Annotated in this window: 20 protein-coding genes; 15 read left to right on the top strand and 5 right to left on the bottom strand. The window is 42.1% G+C overall.

Features of this window, described 5'->3' with window-relative positions; genetic code table 11:
- Nucleotides 1-8 precede the first annotated feature (8 nt).
- The 5 genes from QOW94_RS02200 to glpK all read right to left on the bottom strand — a co-directional run bounded on the left by QOW94_RS02200 (nucleotide 9) and on the right by glpK (nucleotide 7,230).
- Entirely contained in the window at nucleotides 9-935 is a 927-nt protein-coding gene (locus tag QOW94_RS02200; protein WP_283678482.1) for a hypothetical protein, read from the bottom strand.
- Nucleotides 932-1,501 carry a hypothetical protein gene (locus tag QOW94_RS02195; RefSeq protein WP_283678480.1) on the bottom strand — a complete coding sequence of 190 codons (570 nt, stop codon included), beginning with the start codon at nucleotides 1,499-1,501 and terminating at the stop codon, nucleotides 932-934. Before QOW94_RS02195 ends, QOW94_RS02200 begins: the two co-directional genes overlap by 4 nt.
- A gap of 396 nt (nucleotides 1,502-1,897) precedes the next feature.
- Nucleotides 1,898-4,297 carry a Xaa-Pro dipeptidyl-peptidase gene (locus QOW94_RS02190; protein ID WP_283678479.1) on the bottom strand — a complete coding sequence of 800 codons (2,400 nt, stop codon included), beginning with the start codon at nucleotides 4,295-4,297 and terminating at the stop codon, nucleotides 1,898-1,900.
- A 157-nt stretch (nucleotides 4,298-4,454) separates the two neighbouring features.
- A complete protein-coding gene (locus tag QOW94_RS02185) occupies nucleotides 4,455-5,549 on the bottom strand; it encodes a helix-turn-helix domain-containing protein (protein ID WP_283678477.1) in 1,095 nt (364 codons plus the stop codon).
- A gap of 175 nt (nucleotides 5,550-5,724) precedes the next feature.
- Nucleotides 5,725-7,230 carry a glycerol kinase GlpK gene (gene glpK, locus QOW94_RS02180; RefSeq protein ID WP_283678474.1) on the bottom strand — a complete coding sequence of 502 codons (1,506 nt, stop codon included), beginning with the start codon at nucleotides 7,228-7,230 and terminating at the stop codon, nucleotides 5,725-5,727.
- A 217-nt stretch (nucleotides 7,231-7,447) separates the two neighbouring features.
- On the opposite strand from glpK, the gene QOW94_RS02175 reads away from it, so the two are divergent.
- The 15 genes from QOW94_RS02175 (at nucleotide 7,448) to QOW94_RS02105 (ending at nucleotide 18,097) form a co-directional block, all read left to right on the top strand.
- Entirely contained in the window at nucleotides 7,448-8,152 is a 705-nt protein-coding gene (locus QOW94_RS02175; RefSeq protein WP_283678471.1) for an MIP/aquaporin family protein, read from the top strand.
- Nucleotides 8,153-8,443: 291 nt separating this feature from the next.
- Nucleotides 8,444-8,740, top strand: a complete 297-nt coding sequence (locus QOW94_RS02170) for a BMC domain-containing protein (protein ID WP_283678469.1) — start codon at nucleotides 8,444-8,446, stop codon at nucleotides 8,738-8,740.
- 27 nt (nucleotides 8,741-8,767) lie between these two features.
- Complete coding sequence (pduB, locus tag QOW94_RS02165) at nucleotides 8,768-9,595, top strand: propanediol utilization microcompartment protein PduB (protein WP_283678467.1); 828 nt, start codon at nucleotides 8,768-8,770, stop codon at nucleotides 9,593-9,595.
- Nucleotides 9,596-9,616: 21 nt separating this feature from the next.
- Entirely contained in the window at nucleotides 9,617-11,293 is a 1,677-nt protein-coding gene (locus QOW94_RS02160; protein ID WP_283678465.1) for a propanediol/glycerol family dehydratase large subunit, read from the top strand.
- Nucleotides 11,294-11,315: 22 nt separating this feature from the next.
- Nucleotides 11,316-12,032: a propanediol/glycerol family dehydratase medium subunit gene (locus QOW94_RS02155; RefSeq protein WP_283678464.1), complete on the top strand. Its 717-nt coding sequence runs from the start codon at nucleotides 11,316-11,318 to the stop codon at nucleotides 12,030-12,032.
- Between the two features lie 15 nt (nucleotides 12,033-12,047).
- Nucleotides 12,048-12,572, top strand: a complete 525-nt coding sequence (locus QOW94_RS02150; protein ID WP_283678463.1) for a diol dehydratase small subunit — start codon at nucleotides 12,048-12,050, stop codon at nucleotides 12,570-12,572.
- A gap of 20 nt (nucleotides 12,573-12,592) precedes the next feature.
- Nucleotides 12,593-14,434, top strand: coding sequence for a diol dehydratase reactivase subunit alpha (locus tag QOW94_RS02145; protein WP_283678462.1), 1,842 nt, complete (start codon nucleotides 12,593-12,595; stop codon nucleotides 14,432-14,434).
- Nucleotides 14,424-14,774 (top strand): glycerol dehydratase reactivase beta/small subunit family protein, encoded by a 351-nt coding sequence (locus QOW94_RS02140; protein WP_283678461.1) that lies wholly within the window; start codon nucleotides 14,424-14,426, stop codon nucleotides 14,772-14,774. The genes QOW94_RS02145 and QOW94_RS02140 overlap by 11 nt, the downstream gene beginning before the upstream one ends.
- 16 nt (nucleotides 14,775-14,790) lie before the next feature.
- Nucleotides 14,791-15,279, top strand: a complete 489-nt coding sequence (locus QOW94_RS02135; RefSeq protein WP_283678459.1) for a BMC domain-containing protein — start codon at nucleotides 14,791-14,793, stop codon at nucleotides 15,277-15,279.
- A 14-nt stretch (nucleotides 15,280-15,293) separates the two neighbouring features.
- Complete coding sequence (locus QOW94_RS02130) at nucleotides 15,294-15,569, top strand: BMC domain-containing protein (RefSeq protein ID WP_283678457.1); 276 nt, start codon at nucleotides 15,294-15,296, stop codon at nucleotides 15,567-15,569.
- A 28-nt stretch (nucleotides 15,570-15,597) separates the two neighbouring features.
- Nucleotides 15,598-16,239: a phosphate propanoyltransferase gene (locus QOW94_RS02125; RefSeq protein ID WP_283678455.1), complete on the top strand. Its 642-nt coding sequence runs from the start codon at nucleotides 15,598-15,600 to the stop codon at nucleotides 16,237-16,239.
- Between the two features lie 25 nt (nucleotides 16,240-16,264).
- A complete protein-coding gene (pduM, locus tag QOW94_RS02120) occupies nucleotides 16,265-16,777 on the top strand; it encodes a PduM family microcompartment protein (RefSeq protein WP_283678453.1) in 513 nt (170 codons plus the stop codon).
- Nucleotides 16,759-17,028, top strand: coding sequence for a EutN/CcmL family microcompartment protein (locus QOW94_RS02115; RefSeq protein ID WP_502867223.1), 270 nt, complete (start codon nucleotides 16,759-16,761; stop codon nucleotides 17,026-17,028). The genes pduM and QOW94_RS02115 overlap by 19 nt, the downstream gene beginning before the upstream one ends.
- 17 nt (nucleotides 17,029-17,045) lie before the next feature.
- Nucleotides 17,046-17,624, top strand: coding sequence for a cob(I)yrinic acid a,c-diamide adenosyltransferase (locus QOW94_RS02110; RefSeq protein ID WP_283678450.1), 579 nt, complete (start codon nucleotides 17,046-17,048; stop codon nucleotides 17,622-17,624).
- Nucleotides 17,624-18,097 carry a GlcG/HbpS family heme-binding protein gene (locus QOW94_RS02105; RefSeq protein ID WP_283678448.1) on the top strand — a complete coding sequence of 158 codons (474 nt, stop codon included), beginning with the start codon at nucleotides 17,624-17,626 and terminating at the stop codon, nucleotides 18,095-18,097. Before QOW94_RS02110 ends, QOW94_RS02105 begins: the two co-directional genes overlap by 1 nt.
- Nucleotides 18,098-18,099: the final 2 nt, after the last annotated feature.

Genomic DNA, 18,099 nt, shown 5'->3' with positions numbered 1-18,099 from the left:
CTGAAAAACTAGTAAGAATCATCGTCACCATCGTCAGGATTAGACGAACCAACATATGAACCATCCTTGTAACCAAACCCATCGTTATCTTCTTGCAGACCAACATAGTAACCGTCCGCATAGCCCCCGTCGTAACCGCCATCGTAATAGCCGCCCCCACGAGGATTTTTAGGATGATGCTTTCGGTAAAAGTGGTGGACAATCCAAATCAGAATAACCAGAATGAAGAATCCTCGAATCGTAACTTGGTCCCAGGAAAGACCTGGTGCATCACGTGGTTCATTACCATGTTTGAGCATAAACCGGGAATAGTCATGGGCGACAGTCGTAACATTTTTCCCAGATAATTCGGTTGGATTGACCAGGTAAGACATAATTTTGCTCCGAACTTCACCCATGCGACCAGCAGTTCCGTTAGACATTGCAAACGCAACTGGGTACTTTTGCTTAGGAGAAACGATGAGGATATTGATGTGACTTGATACTAGTTCATCAAACTCATAGTAGGATAATTCCCGATACTTGGTTTCGTTAGGGTTACTTGGATAGTAATTTTGAAAGTAGGCAAAGTCGGCTTTGGAAACATTGTCAACGTCGCGCCAATTGTAGTACGTCTGAATGATGGTGTCGTAGATGCCACTAACTGAGGATGATACCCTCTCAGGATTACGTTTAGTTAGGTCGTCCTCCTCGTAGTTTTCCTGAATGCTAGGGAATTTTTTGTTCGAAGTGAAAACCCAGATCTGTTGGGGATCCTTTAGCTTGGCTAGTTTGGCGTTATCCGCAGCGATTTGCCGTAACTGGCTTTTGGAAAGGATGCCCATCTCGTCTTGAATGACCGGTTTTGTGGGGAGATGGTACTTGGCGTGGGTGGTTAAGGGAATCAAAAACGTTCCCATCATTATTAGTGGAATGAGATATTTCTTTAACTTCAATCTGCTGTCACCTTACTTAGTAATTGGGTTAAACCGGTGCGGTCTATCATTTTAAAGCGATAATTTGTGCCAAAACCGGCTTCAAAAGTGCCGTTTGTTATCACGTATTTTTGCTTATTTTGAGTGGCCAGTAGCTTGCCCGCGGTTGGTTGCCAGTCCAACTCCACCTGTTCATTCTTATTGTGAATGCAGTAGGCGGTAAACTGTTGACCCTCAACAATGAGATTATTACCGTCGGTCGAAGGCGTTACCGTAACGTTTTGGTATCCCAAATCAATAAAGATTTTGGCAACGTAGTAGGTGAACGAAGTTGAATCTAGACGGTCGGCGTAGCTTAGTTCGTTGGCGACTTTATCAAACTCAAAATCGCGGTAGTTGTATTTGTTGATGGGACGATTAGTATGCAGTTGGTATTTGATCAATGCCCAGATGCCGGCAATGATGGCAAAGATAATCGCTGCAATGATTAGTTTGGCAATGAAATAAAGTAGGATGAGAACAATTCCAGAAAGAATTGCTAGAAAGCCGTTGATTGCTCCCTTGATGCCGTTGTCACTGTTATCCATGGGTAAACTCCGATTTGTTATGTATTTTACAAGCGTGCGAGTTTAAGAATATCAGATTAAGGGCATTGACGTAAAGGCGGTGGTACAGAAAGCATACAAAGATGCTTTCGTTGTACCACCCCCGCAGAGAGCACTACAGGAATCTTTGATTTCGTCTTAGTGCCCCCGCAAGAACAACAATTAGTGAATTCTGCGAAAAGCGGGATTCACTCTTGATGTTTACTGCAAACCCAACAGTAACTGAGAGCCATGAATAATGGATCTCAGTCCTGATGGTTACTGCGTGTAGTAAGGATTTGGATGAAAGCAAAAAAGTAACGATAAATTTCAAGAAAATGAAATTTTATCGTTACTTTTTTTCGATTTACCTAGTTGTATCCCAGCCTCGTCCTTTATTTAGTTATCAAATTTTCTAAACCTCAACTCCGATTCCGCCAAGTTCACCTCATACTCAATCCCCTGATTTCCCTTAATTGTGCAGTAAAAATCAGTTGCATAGATAACGACGCCGAGTTGGTGGCCTTTCTTGATTCGCCAGAACGTTGGCTGAAGGTCGAAGGTTAATTTATAATCATGATTTGGTTCCAATTCATCAACCTTATAGCTATTCTCGCGATGTTGCATGTTGATGTGAGCCTCACTAAAGCGTTTGAAATCAGTAGTTTTCTTTTGAAGGGTGAACTCCTTGAGATCATCTTTTTGCCAATGATAGCCGAGAAAGATGGTTTGGGAATCTAGCACTGATGGTACTTCGACCAAGCGTTTGTCGGTACCGTAATCGACAAGGGCAACACTCAGCATGCCAATGTTCTGATTGCTCTTGGCGGTTAAGGTGATTTGAGGGAGGCCGTCGATGGTCAAGTCGTTTTCAAGTGGGTTAGTGAGCAATCGAAGGCAGTGACCGTCCATTGGGCTTCCCGTAATACTGTATAAATCAGTCCGCCACTTTTCAATTTCCTTATCGTAAAGATTAAAAGTATCTTCGGCCAATTTATCCGAAAACGATGACTGATTTCCCGAATTAGTAAAGTCCGATTCAAGATTCAACGTCTTTGGTTTAGCTTCATCACCACCCCAGTCACTAGTGGGATACCAGGTTTCGGGTTTGGCATTATCCTGCACTATCACCTCAGGTAGCCATTCATTAACGTGGTTTTCAAAGCCGAAAAGTTTGTTGGTGAACCACAGATTAACGATATCTGAAAAATCGAACGATCGGAAATTATTCAAATATTCATGTTGTCCTTGATGCAAAATTAGTTTTTGGGTACCAGGACGTGTTTTAAGAGCTTCGCGCATTTTCCAAACTTGGCCGGGACGGACGTTCCAGTCATTTAAACCGTGAACCAATAGCATATCCGCCTTAGCGTGATTTTTCCGCAGCAAGTTGCGTTCGTCCCAAAATCGGGAGTAACTACCAGAGTCGTGAGCCTGGTCGATTTTCATTTGGGCTAAATGTTGTTGCCAATGATCTTTGACGGTTAGGTAATCACCAGCTTCCTGTTGGCGGCTGAAAGTCCACTCGGCGAGCGAGTCCGCATCGTCACCGTCAGGAGCCATCATCAAGCCGTTTTCCCGGTAGTAATCGTAGTAGTTTGATAGGCCAGCTTCAACGACGCAAGCTTTGAGTCCGTCAACGCCGGTTAAAGCACTAGCATTCTGCAGGGTGCCCAGATACGAACGACCAGTCATGCCGACGTTGCCGTTAGACCACCAAGCTTTGATCTCAATCTGCTCTGTTTTATTGGTAAACGCGGTTCGGTCACCGTGGAGCCATTCAATGACCGAAGTAGCGCTGATTGTTTCAGCATCAGTTCCAGTAGTTCTAAACCCGTCGGAGTCTTTAGTGCCGACGCCGGATGAATATACAACTGCGTACCCACGGGCTAGTAGAAATTCGTTGAGGGTGTACATCCATTCCTTTTGAAACGATTCTTCAGCCTCTGATGAATAACCGTGAACTTCACGGGGGCTTGGTACTGATTTAGGTGTGTCGTCTGCTTTAACATCTTCGTAGGTTAACTGGTTTGGTTGTTTCCGTTTGAGGGGACGCTTATTATCGTGAGCCATTTTAAGCGACCAATCGACGTTCATTCCTTCACCGTATGGGTCGGCAGTGAAAACGGTTGGAACCTTTGTGCCGGTCTCGGTTTCTGAAGGACGAATGATGTTGACCTTTAGTAAATCTCGTTTGCCATCATTGTCGCTATCAAGAGGAGCTTCAACGTATACAACTTCCCAAATTAGTTTGGTAGTATCCGCAATCGCCTGAGTCTTACCGTTGAAAATAGTTGGAATTTTCAAGTCATCGAACTGGTGATAATATCCCTTGCTAGCAAGATAGTCGATTAGCACTTCACCAAACGTGGTCCGGGTGTTCAAGAGACGATACCATGCATCAATCAACTGGTTAACATCGGGTTCAACTTGGGGGAGAAATTCGGGCAGGCCGGAATTGGTAATGGTGGTCTCCGGATCGGTGGCGGAGAAGTTGAGCCCTTCAGTAAATCCAAGTAGTTGCAAGGAAATGTTGTTGAATGCCGGCCTAGATAATGGGCCTGGCTCATTTAGGTAGTCCAGAGCGTTCATAGTTGGTGTAGCTAGGAGTTTCGCAAGTTTGGCTCGCTTAGTTGTTGGTGTCTTGGCCTCAACGAAGAATCGGTCGAGTAGGTTATGTAAGAGTTGCTTGGTACTTAAGTCGGATATATCTTGATCCGTAATAAAGTGAATTGATTTGAGTTCAGCTACAATTTTACCGTGAGGCGTTGGTATGTACGCAAATTGATTGAGTTTCATTGGGTTGATTCCTCCCGAAAGGTTTAAGTTAAGTATACACTTATATGAGATTATCATTAATTATTTTCTAATAAAAAGGAGCTTCAATGGAGAATTTCAACAAAGTGAAATTATCACTGAAGCTCTGGTATTTATGAGGTTATGCACTAACCCCACATTAACTATTAAAATTTGTGTATACCCACTGGATTTCAGATGCATCACTTACCATCATTTTGTCGGCTGGAACGTTAGGTTGCTCACCATCAACGGTGAATGTCCAACCGCAGTTTCTGTTTGAATCAATCAAATTATCAATGCTGTTGATGTAGATGTGATCATTAACTGATTGATAGAAGAAATCGATTCCCTCTTGCTTGAAAAATCGTTTTGAAACACTGAAAACGGTACATTGTGGCGTCCAGTCAACGGTGTGGGGAATCGTGAAGATTCGCTTTGCCGAGATTGTTTGCTTTCTATAAGCGGAAGGGGTGGTGTTAGCCAACTTCTTGAATGTTTTGGTAAAGTAGCTAGTTTGAGAAAAGCCAACTAGGTTGGAAATGATATTAACTGGCTTGTTAGTCAAAGCTAATAATTCTTTAGCTTTCGCAATCTTTAGCCGGTTCACGTAGTCGATAAATGTAATATGAAGCTGTTGTTTGAACAGGCGGCTTAGGTATGATGACGAAAGGAAAACCTGGTCGGCAACTTCGTTAAGTGAAATGGGCTGGGTGACGTTGCGAAGAATGTAGTCAACGGCATTCGATAGGCTCTTATAGGATTCGCTACTATCAAATGTAGACGTTTGTGATTCTCCTTGCTGAACGACAGAATTATCTTCAAAGTTCGGGTTCATTTTAAGTAGGATACTAAGATAATTCATTTGATTGAACTGATTGTTATCAAGTGGTTCTAGCACCATAGTTAGCATGCTTTCCGGATTGTTTTCAAAAACCTGTGAAAAAATATTTTCCAAATACTGTTTTGACATCCTAATTCTATCTTCTGGAACTGTGTTGGAACTGCACACGGTAAATCCCCACAATTTACCGTTAATACAGATTGGAAATAGGGTGTACTTTTTAGCTTGGTTTACGTCGAGATGCTTTTGGATATCCCGTTCGTCGGAATAGACCATCTCATCACAAACTAAAACCCCCGTCAGGCTATAAAAGTGTGCTGTAATTTGAGTGATTTCTGAAAAGGATTGTAAATATGATCCTAAATTTGAATATTCCTCTTGTGTTGGCATGTTTACGGCAATGTTTTGCACATTCTTTACCCCCTTATTGGAAAGAGTTAAGAAAGCCCTTTCAAATTTGATTATAACGAGTTTGGAATTTCATAGCAACGCAAAATATTGCTAATGACAGTATAAATTATTCAAAACTAGCTCTAAAAGCCTTTGATTTGTAAGGAAGTGAACAAAATAATTACATTCTTGGTAGCTATTTTTTTATATGTTTAAATTCCTGGGTTGCCCGAACCGCATTTTTCCAACCCTCATATAAAAATTCCCGATTATCAGGTGACATTGATGGATAAGTTGAGGTTCCTGGCTTAACCAGTTGCTTGATTTCTGCAAAACTATCCCAGTACCCTACCGCAAGGCCAGCAAGGAATGCAACTCCCCGGGCATCTGCATCTTCAGCACTTGATTGCAGAAGTTGGACATCTAGAATATTAGATAAAAATTCCCGCCAGTATTTGCTCTTAGTTACTTCACCGTTTACTCTTAGTTCATTGATGTAGATGTTTGATTCGTTTTGCATCAGTTTGATAATATCTGTGGTCTGATAGGCAATTGAGTCAATCGTTGCTCGGATAAAATCAGCGTTAGTTGTCTTGCTCGTCATGCCAAACGAAGCGGCTTGAGCGTTCGGATCCCAGTATGGAGCGCTGAGGCCGGTAAACGCTGGAACCACGTACATATTGTTGTTGTCGGTTGACTGAGTTGCCAAAATGTCTGCATCAGCGACCGATTTTACCATTTTAAGTCCATCTTTAAGCCATTGTAAAGCTGCTCCGGCGACAAAAATACTACCTTCTAAAGCGTAGTTTACCTCACCGTTAAGTCCATAACAGATGGTGGTGATGAGGTTATTATTTGATAGCTGAAGTGTGTTTCCGGTGTTCATGATGATGAAAGCGCCAGTGCCGTATGTGCCAACGACGTCTCCTCGCTCAGTTGCTAGTTGGCCAATTGTGGCAGCTTGCTGATCACCAGCGATTCCGCAGATTGGGACCTCAGTGTTGAAAAAAGTCCGTTTATCAGTCGTATCATAAACTTCAGAGTTAGATTTTACCTCCGGAAGTATGTTTGCTGGGATTTTAAGGAGATCCAACAAGTCTTCGTCCCAACTGAGCTCCTTGATGTTAAAGATCATTGTTCGGCTAGCGTTGGTGTAGTCAGTTACGTGTACCTTGCCCCGAGTAAGCTTCCAGATCAGCCAAGTATCCATTGTCCCGAATAATAATTTTCCCTTTTCAGCCTTTTCCCTAGCACCGTCTACATGGTCTAATAACCACATTATTTTAGATGCTGAAAAGTATGGGTCGATTCTCAATCCCGTTTTGCGGTGAATCATTTCTGAGTACCCGTTACTAATCATCCGATTCGTGTACTCTTCGGTTTGTCGAGATTCCCACATCAATGCGTTATGAATTGGGGTACCGGTCTTTTTGTCCCAGATTACGGTGGTTTCTCGTTGGTTTGAGATTCCAATTCCAGCAATTTGTTCTGGCTTTAATTTACCCATTATAAGGACGCCAGTTATTGCCGACATAACTTGTTCCCAAATTTCGTTAGCATCTTGTTCAAACCAGCTTGGTTTAAAAGAGAATTGGGAAATGGGCTTGCTAGCGTGAATTACTTTGTTACCGTCATGATCAATGATTGTGGCGGTTGTTCTAGTAGTCCCGATATCAATGGAAAGAATGAATTGTGAGTTCAAGTGGGGCACCTCCAAGCGTGGATATTGTTCAGTAGTTAACTTAATTATAAATCTTTGTTCTTTTAAACTGATGAATATTTAATAAACTTAATTAAATACAAAATGGCATTTTTTTATCTTGTTTATCATCTCAGAAAAAAACGAGCTAAAATATTACTCTTGAATCTTGTTAGAATACAGGTGCATGGAATATATGAATATATAGGTGGTGTTTATTGTGGATGGATTTATTGGTGAGTTTTTCGGAACGATGATCCTAATATTACTAGGTGCCGGAACTGGTGCCAGTATTAGTTTGAATAAAGCATACGCAAAGGGGCAAGGATGGCTCTTCGTGTGTATTTCCTGGGGAATGGCGGTAACGATGGGGGTCTATGTTGCTGGAGCTCTTGGTTCAGATGGTCATTTGAATCCGGCGGTAACGATTCCGTTTGCTTTGTTTGGAATGTTTCCTTGGAGTGAAGTATTACCATACTTGGCGGGGCAGTTCCTTGGTGCCTTCGTTGGGGCAGCGTTAGTTATTATTCAATTTGCACCTCACTTCAAGGAAAGTAAGGGTGAGGAGAGTGGTAATTCAGTTGGTATTTTTGCGACTAGACCAGCAATTAAGTCTTCACTCTTTAACTTTATCTCCGAAGTTATTGCAACATTTGCTTTTGTATTTATCTTGGTTAATTTAGGCAACTTTACGGTTGGCTTGAAACCATTTATCGTTGGAATGCTGATTGTTGTGATTGGGTCAGCTCTTGGATCCACAACTGGATTTGCGATTAACCCTGCTCGTGATTGGGGTCCGCGGTTAGCTTATACGCTCCTGCCAGTACCAAACGGTGGTAGTGGTGAGTGGTGGTACTCATGGGTGCCAATGTGTGGCCCGTTAGTTGGCGGGGCAATTGCAGTTGGGCTTAAGACAATCTTGTAACTATAGTTAATTCAGAAATAAAACGGGTGTCACTTTTAAAGTGCATCCGTTTTTTTGTTGAACAAATTTTACTTCTTCAAGTTCAAAAATGTTCAATTTTGGAATGATTAATTCCAAAAAGGTATTTTTTTGTGAAAATGGTAATTTAGTGTTTTAGATTTATCCATTTTTGATAATAAATATTTGACCTGAATAAAATAATGTAAGCGGTTTAATATAAACTTTACTTGTTTTTAAAAACACCGGTTATCTCAGACAGGGATAGCCAAATACTATTAGGAGGTTTCACTCATGGAACAAGAAGCTTTAGGTTTAATCGAAACACAAGGATTGGTTGCTTCAATCGAGGCGGCAGATGCAATGGTTAAGGCTGCTAACGTTGATCTCGTTGGTCAAGAAAAAATTGGCCATGGTTTGGTTACTGTAATGGTTCGCGGAGATGTTGGTGCTGTTAAGGCCTCTGTAGATGCCGGTGTCACAGCTGCTGAAAACATTGGGGAAGTTGTTTCAAACTACGTAATTCCACGCCCACATACCGATGTTGAAAAGCTATTGCCAACTAACAAGTCAGCTGCCGACAAGAAATAAATTGTCAGACAGTAATGGTAACTAAATATGACAAGACTAAATGAAGATGAAGTTGTTCAGAATGTAGCTAAAGAACTACTAAAGCGTGGAATTTCTTTGAGCAACAATAAGCAGTCTGATTTGTCAGGAGGCCATGGAATGAATAATTTTTTGAATACCACTAGCTCAGTTCCTGAGTTGGTCGGTACCAGAGAAATTGGTGACACGATTGGAATGTGCATTCCGAGCGTTGATCCAATGCTCTTGGACAAATTGCACGTTACCAAGAAGTTTTCAGTATTAGGAATTTTAAGTGCTCGTTCAGGAGCCGGCCCTCATATTATGGCGATGGATGAAGCAGTTAAGCAAACAAACACCGAAGTTATTGATATTGAATTGCCTCGGGATACTAATGGTGGAGCTGGTCATGGATCATTGATCTTGATCGGTGGATTCGACCCTTCAGATGTTCGCCAAGCAATCAATGTCGCTCTTGATAACTTAAGCAGAACTTTTGGTGATGTTTACAATTCGGCTGCTGGTCACTTGGAACTTCAATTTACAGCTAGAGCAGCGGGTGCATGTAACTATGCGTTCGACGCTCCTGTCGGCAAAGCTTACGGATTAATTTGCGGTGCCCCCGCAGGAATAGGGGTCGTAATGGCCGATACAGCTGTCAAAACTGCTGGAGTTCATGTGATTTCGTTTGGTTCACCAGCCCATGGAACCAGCTTTTCTAACGAAGGAATGGTTCACATTTATGGTGATTCTGGTGCCGTTCGCCAAGCAGTTATTGCAGGTCGAGAAGTCGGCTTGAAGCTGTTGGCTGAATTAGGTGAAAAACCAGTTAACGATTTTCCATCATACATTAAATAATTTGAGGGAGGAGGATTTAATTTGAAACGTCAAAAAAGATTTGAAAAACTAGAAAAGCGCCCAGTTCATCTAGATGGATTTGTTAAACGTTGGGATGACGAAGGGTTAGTCGCCATGATGGGAAAGAATGACCCAAAGCCAAGTATCAAGATTGAAAATGGTGTGGTTACTGAATTGGATGGTAAGACTCAGGACGAGTTTGACTTGATTGACCAATACATTGCTAAATACGGAATCAATCTTGAAAACGCTGAAAAGGTTATGAATATGGATTCATTAAAGCTAGCCAATATGCTTTGTGATCCAAACGTTCCCCGTTCAGAAATCGTTCAACTGACAACTGCAATGACCCCAGCTAAGGCTGAGGAAGTTATCAGTAAGTTGAACTTTGCTGAAATGATTATGGCTACTCAAAAGATGAGACCAAGAAGAACTCCAGCTACCCAATGTCATATTACTAATACATTGGATAACCCAGTGGAATTAGCTGCTGATGCGGCTGAAGCTGCAAGAAGAGGGTTCCCAGAACAAGAAACCACCACTGCGGTTGCGCGTTACGCACCAATGAACGCCATTTCAATCATGGTTGGTTCACAAACCGGCCGGCCTGGAGTTATTACCCAGTGTTCAGTTGAAGAGGCGGATGAACTTAGTTTAGGGATGAGAGGATTTACCGCTTATGCCGAAACCATTTCCGTTTACGGAACTGACCGCGTGTTTACTGATGGTGATGATACCCCTTGGTCAAAGGGATTCTTAGCATCATGTTATGCATCTCGTGGTTTGAAGATGAGATTTACTTCCGGTGCCGGATCAGAAGTTATGATGGGTTACACCGAAGGAAAATCAATGCTTTACCTTGAAGCCCGTTGTATTTTCATCACCAAGGCATCTGGTGTTCAAGGTCTACAAAACGGTGGTGTTAGTTGTATCGGGATCCCAGGAGCCGTTGCTGGCGGAATTCGCGAAGTGTTAGGCGAGAACTTGCTTTGCATGATGCTCGACATCGAATGTGCTTCTGGTAATGACCAAGCATTTTCTCACTCAGATATTAGAAGAACTGAAAGATTACTCGGCCAATTCATTGCTGGAACTGATTACATTTCATCAGGATACGCGGCTGAGGAAAACAAAGACAATACATTTGCGGGTTCAAATATGGATGTGTTGGATTACGACGACTACGTAACTATGGAGCGTGACCTTGCTGTTAATGGTGGCATTTACCCAATCGAAGAAGATGAGGCCATTATGATTAGGAACAAGGCTGCTAAAGCAATTCAAGCCGTATTCGAAAGCTTAGGATTACCACCAATTACTGATGAAGAAGTCGAAGCTGCAACTTACGCAAGTAATTCAGATGACATGCCAAAACGTGACATGGTTCAAGACATGAAAGCCGCTCAAGACCTGATGGCTCGTGGAATTACCGTTGTCGATATTATTAAGGCTCTTGATGAACATGGCTTTGACGATGTTGCCGATGCAGTTACCCATCTGGCTCAGCAAAAGGTTTGTGGTGATTATCTGCAAACTTCAGCTATTTTTGATGGTAACTGGAATTGTATCTCTGCTATTAACGATACCAACGATTACAAAGGCCCAGGTACTGGTTACCGAGTTTGGGAAGATGAAGAAACATGGAACAAGATTCAGGATGTCCCATGGGCACTCGATCCTAAGAAGACGGACTTTTAGTTAGTTAAAAGGAGGGATACAAATGGCTAAGGAAATTGATGAAGCGCTGTTAAGAAGCATTATCAAGGACGTAATTAGCGAGGTAGGTACTGTTGAAACCCCCATTTCGTTCAAGGATGATCCTAAGACAAGTGCAGCTCAAAGCAGTTCAAACGCTGCCGTAGCAACTCAAACCCGTCCAACAGCTAACAAGGTTGACTGGTTCAAGCATGTAGGTATTGCGAAACCTGGATTTTCAAAGGATGAAGTTGTTATCGCAGTTGCTCCAGCGTTTGCAGAAGAAATTACAAGAACGATGATTAAAACCCCTCATAAAGATGTGTTAAGACAAGTAATTGCCGGCATCGAAGAAGAAGGGCTTAAAGCACGAGTAGTTAAGGTTTACCGGACATCTGATGTGTCATTCTGTGCCGTTGAAGGTGATAGTTTGTCAGGTTCAGGGATCACGGTTGGTATTCAATCAAAGGGAACCACGATTATCCATCAAAAGGATCAGGAACCCCTAAACAACCTTGAGTTATTCCCACAAGCTCCAGTTCTAACACTGGATACTTACCGGGCAATTGGTAAAAATGCAGCTCAGTATGCAAAGGGAATGTCTCCAACCCCTGTTCCAACTGTCAACGATCAAATGTCTCGGGTTCAGTATCAAGCACTTTCTGCATTGATGCATATTCAAGAAACCAAGCAAGTGGTTGTTGGTAAGCCAGCTGAAGAAATTGAAGTAAATTTTGATTAATGGAGGACCATTGTAATGAGTGAAGTAGATGAATTAGTTTCAAAAATTTTAACCCAGATCAAAGACGATGATTCTTCCAATGGTTCTGGCAGTAATCTATCAACGCCAACCAGCTCAAACGGAGCCGAATTAGGACGCAACGATTATCCTCTGTATCAAAAACATCCAGAGAAAATCAAGTCACCAACTGGAAAGCCATTGGATGACATCACAGTTAAAAATATTGCTAGCGGTAAAGTTGATTCTAAGGATATGAGAATCACCCCAGATACCTTGAGAATGCAAGGCGAAATTGCTAAGAATGCTGGAAGACCAGCTATTCAAAAGAATTTCCAGCGGGCTGCTGAATTAACTAAGATTCCAGATGACAGATTGTTGGAAATGTACAATTCCCTTCGACCATACCGTTCAAGCAAACAGGAGTTGCTAGATATTTCTTCTGAATTGAAGAATAAGTACAACGCTCCAGTATGTGCCGGTTGGTTTGAAGAAGCCGCTGACTTCTACGAGAAGAATAAGAAGCTTAAAGGCGATAACTAATCTAGTCAGGAGTTTTAGATATGAAGCGAGTAATTGGTGTAGATATTGGAAATTCCTCGACGGAAGTTGCTCTTGCTGACGTATCAGAATCTGGTGAAGTCAATTTCTTAGGTTCCGGAATTTCTGAAACAACGGGAATCAAGGGTACCAAACAGAACCTGATTGGGGTAAAGAAGTCGATCAACAACGTATTGGAATCGACCAACACCTCGTTGAATGACGTTGATGTCATTAGAATCAACGAAGCTACGCCGGTTATTGGTGATGTTGCAATGGAGACAATTACCGAAACGGTGATTACGGAGTCGACCATGATTGGTCATAACCCTGGAACCCCTGGAGGGATTGGCACCGGTTCTGGTTACACCGTAAAGTTATTGGATTTGTTGAAAGAAACTGATAGGTCAAGACAATATATCGTGGTTGTCCCTAAGGACGTTGACTTTGCGGATGCTGCTAAATTGATTGATGCTTATGTTACGGCAGGGTACAAAATCACCGCAGCTATTTTACAAAGTGACGATGCTGTCTTAATTGACAATCGATTGCAACACAAAATTCCAATCGTTGACGAAGTATCCGGAATCGATATGATTCCAATGAATATGTTAGCCGCGGTTGAAGTTGCGGGTAGTGGTCAGGTAATCTCTCAACTTTCTAATCCATACGGCATTGCTACGTTGTTTGGTCTTTCATCAGATGAAACCAAGAACATCGTTCCAGTAGCCAGAGCACTTATTGGAAACCGGTCAGCGGTTGTTATCAAGACGCCGGCTGGGGATGTCAAAGCAAGAGTAATTCCAGCAGGAAAAATTATGATTAATGGTGATGGCAAGAAAGGTGACGTTAATGTTGCCCAGGGGGCTGAATCCATTATGAAGAAAATCAACGAGTTTAATTCAATTTCAGATATCACTGGTGAATCGGGAACCAACGTTGGTGGAATGCTAGAAAAAGTTCGTCAAACAATGGCTGACTTAACAAGTAAGCATAATAGTGAAATTGCGATTCAGGATTTACTTGCTGTAAATACATCAGTTCCAGTTAAGGTACGCGGTGGACTAGCCGGTGAGTTCTCGATGGAACAAGCCGTTGGAATTGCTGCAATGGTTAAATCAGATCATCTCCAGATGCAAGCTATTTCAGATCTTATTCAATCTGAATTGCACGTTCCCGTTGAAATTGGTGGAGCCGAAGCTGAAGCAGCAATTCTTGGTGCGTTAACAACGCCAGGAACCAACAAACCGATGGCAATTCTAGATTTGGGAGCTGGTTCTACCGACGCTTCAATCATCAATCAAAAGGATGAAAAGGTTGCGATTCATTTGGCAGGAGCCGGTGATATGGTCACGATGATCATCAACTCTGAGTTAGGCATCGATGACCCTTACCTGGCAGAGGATATTAAAAAGTATCCATTAGCAAAGGTAGAAAACCTCTTTCAACTTAGACATGAGGATGGATCAGTTCAGTTCTTTGAAAAACCATTACCATCTGAATTATTTGCGAGAGTTGTGGTAATTACGGAGGATGGTTACGAACCGATTCCAGGAAACTTGAGTATTGAAAAGGTTAAAATCGTTCGGCAAACTGCCAAGAAACGGGTCTTTGTGACTAACGCAGTTAGAGCCTTGAAACACGTAAGTCCGACTGGCAACATTCGTGATATTCCGTTTGTAGTTATTGTTGGTGGATCAGCTCTAGACTTTGAGATTCCTCAGCTAGTTACCGATGAATTATCTCACTTTAACTTAGTTGCTGGTCGGGGTAATATTCGAGCAATTGAGGGACCACGAAATGCTGTTGCTACTGGGTTGATTTTATCCTACGCAAATGAAAGTCGTGATCGTTATGGTAGTTAGTAATTCAGACAGACCAAGTATTTTGATTGCAATGCCCACCGGAGTTACTGAAGTACCAGATGCAATCAAGACGTTGACATTAGGAATTGAAGAGGAACAAATTCCCTTTGATTTCATTAACGTCGATAAAAGTACTCCTGTTGAGCGAGCGTACGATGCTGCAGTTGGTTCGCGATTATCAGTTGGAATCTCGTTTGATGACCACAATGTTGTTGTTCACTATAAGAACCTCAAACCGGATGACCCGCTGTTCAATGTTCCGCTAGGTGATGTTGAGCAGAACCGGATAGTCGGTGCCAATGCCGCTAGGCTTGTAAAGGGAGTACCGTTCAAACTTTAAGAATCAGGTGAAATAAATGCAATCAATAGGATATGTCGAAGTGGTTGGGCTTTCCAGTGCGGTTGTTGTCTGTGACCGAATGCTAAAGACGGCGGATGTTGAAGTGCGAAACGTTGAGAACACAAAGGGTGGCGGTCTGGTAACTGTATCAGTTGCTGGTGACGTTGCCGCTGTTCAAGCAGCTGTCGATTCTGCCCAAGATACTGGTGTTCAAATTCAGGGAGCGGTAGTTCTTGCCAACCCTGCAGAGGGAATTCCAGAACTTGGCAAGACGGATGCTTTCAACGACAAAGCACCATTTCAACCAGATTTCTACCGACCAGTTTATGATCAAAATGAAGAAACTAAGTCAGTAGAAGTAAAGCCAAGTGAGCCAAAGGTAGAACCTGAAGCTCCAAAAGCAGAGGTTAAAAAGCCAACCCCTACTAAGAAAGCACCAAGTACCAAGAAACAGGCACCAAAGAAGAATAGTCCAAAAAATAAAGACAATAAAAAGAAGAAGTAATGGAGGAATTTATTATGAATAACGCTCTAGGAATGATTGAAACCAAAGGTTTAGTTGCATCAATCGAAGCTGCAGATTCAATGGTTAAAGCAGCTAACGTTGAAATGGTTGGCCAAGAAAAAATTGGTAGTGGATTAGTAACTGTTATGGTTCGTGGTGATGTTGGTGCCGTAAAAGCTTCTGTTGATGCTGGTGTCCAAGCTGCAGAACAAGTTGGTGAAGTGGTTACTTCTTACGTAATTCCTCGTCCACACGCAGAAGTTGAAAACATCTTACCTCAAAAGAAATAAATTTTTGAAGAAAGCTGAGTAGGTAGATATGGAATTAACTGAAGAAAATCTAAGACAAATTATTCGGCAGGTTTTACAGGAAAACTCCGATCCTAACCGAATTCCAATTGGGGTATCAAATCACCATATTCATTTAACCAAGGAAGATTTCCACACATTATTCCCTGGTCAAGAGATGGAAGTATTTAAGCCCCTCAAACAACCAAACGAGTTTGCAAGTAAGCAAAAAGTTGACATCGTTGGCCCTAAAGGGGAAATCAAAGGTGTTCGAGTTCTTGGCCCATGTCGTTCTCACTCACAAGTCGAGATTGCAAGATCAGAAACGTTTGGAATTGGTGTCGATGCTCCAATCAGACTTTCGGGTCATCTTGATGGAGCTCCATCAGTTAAGCTGAGAACCAAAGATGGTGAAGTAACTGTTCAAGGAGTCATTGCGGCTAAGCGTCATATTCATATGAGCTTGGAAGACGCTGAGCGGTTTGGGGTAAAACTTGGTGACTCTGTATCAGTTGAAATTGATTCACCAGAACGAAAGACAATTTACAGTGATGTAATTGCTAGACCAAGAAAAGACTTCGTTCTTGAAATGCATCTTGATACCGATGAGGCTAGTGCAGCTAACGTTGGTCCTAACACGTTTGGTCGAATTATCCCAAACCCAAATGAATAAACAACATGTAAAGTAGGTGAGCTGGATGAATCAAGTAGACGAAATAATTGAAAAGGTAGTTCAACGGATTCAGCAGCGGAATCACCAGCAAAAGGCTCTGTCCTTTCACTCAGATGATCCATCACCTGATGATGATTTATTCATTGAAAACAGTTCAATTACGATTGACGGAATAACAATTAACCTGATTCTTGATTTATACCGGGCCAATCAGCAAAATGCATGGGTCGACTGGATTTTAAAGGGAATCAGTTATGATGTTCACTTCTATTTTCAAATTAGTAAGAATATGGTGAACTTCATTCCGAGAAAGATGTTGTTGGACTGGCCGATTGACTTTGTTGTTGGAACCGATTCGTTAGTATGGTCAACTCACTCGCAGGTCATAAACCGAGGTGAGCTAGCCAGGATTCCCGATAATAGCATTCTCATAATGAATCCAAAGCAAAGATTTACCGAAGAAGCTCGAGATCTAATAGGTTTAAAGCAATTGGTATTACAAGAAAGGACTGATGAAGATTGTATATGGCAAAAGTAATGGGTAGTGTTGTTTCTACTCAGAAGGACAAGTCGCTAGTCGGCCGTAAACTAATGATCGTTCAGCCCGTTGATTCTAAAGGCAAACCTACTAGAGCAGAGGAAGTTGCTGCGGATACAGTGGGTGCTGGGATTGGCGAATTCGTATTGTTAGTTAGAGGTGCTGGTGCCAGAAGGGCCAGTGCAGAAAAGGTAGCAAACGACGTCAATGATTGCTCAATAGTAGGGATCATTGATCGTGTGGATGCTTGACGAAAGAAGGCTGAGTAATGGCTATTTATACAAAAGGTGGGGATAAAGGCTCGACTAGTTTGTATGACGGTCAACGGGTTTCAAAGGACTCGCTAAGAGTCGAAACTTACGGAACGTTTGACGAATTGAACGCCAATATTAGCTTTGCTGATAAGTTCTGTATCAACCCTAAAAACGTCGAGTATCTACAACGAATCGAGTACCGAATGTTTTTCCTGCAGGGAGAAATTGCAACGATGAGAACCCAGCAGTTTATTGAAAACAGTCAGATTATTACTGATGATGATGTTCATTTTTTGGAACAAGTTATTGATAAATATACGGAAAAACTACCCAAGGTCGACAGTTTTATCCTGCCTGGAGCCAGCAAAGCAGGAGCTCAACTGCATGTTTGCAGAACACTTTGTCGACGGGCTGAACGGAATTTAGTTGCGTTTATGAAAAGCAGCTCTGTTAGGCCAGAACTTGAAAGATATGTTAATCGACTCTCTGACTTTTTCTACATTATTGCAAGGGAAGAAGATCAGGAAGCCCAAATGAAAAAAATATCAGACGAAGTTGTTAAGAGATACTTTGCTGCTACGGAGGGAAAATGATGGATACAAATGAGCTAAAGAAAATTGTCCGCGAAGCGTTGGATGAAGGCAATGAAGAAAATTTATTTTCAAGAAGTAAAATGCAAACGGTTTTAGACGCAGCCGTTAATAAAGCTAACGAGTTAAAAGTTGGCGTTACTATCTGTTTTATGGACTTAACCAATACGGTTCAAATGCTTTACCATATGCCAAATGCAAACCTTGTTAGCTCAACGCTTGCACCCAAAAAAGCATGGTCCGCAATTGCTATGAAGGAGCCCACTAAGGATATTAGTAAGGATATCCAACCGGGTGGTCCCTTATACCAAATGGAAACTATGTTAGACGGAAAATTAGTTTCTTTTCCTGGAGGAATCCCAATCGTCATCAATGGTCAAATTAAAGGGGCTATTGGCGTAAGTGGCGGATTGATCGAGGAAGATCAAGCAATTTGTGAAGCTGCAATCCAGGAATTTATAAAGGAGAGTCACTAAAT

Source organism: Lentilactobacillus sp. Marseille-Q4993 (assembly GCF_951230165.1).
GTDB lineage: Bacteria > Bacillota > Bacilli > Lactobacillales > Lactobacillaceae > Lentilactobacillus.
The sequence above is the reverse complement of the archived record's forward strand: the minus strand, read 5'-3'. Positions and strand labels throughout refer to the sequence as shown.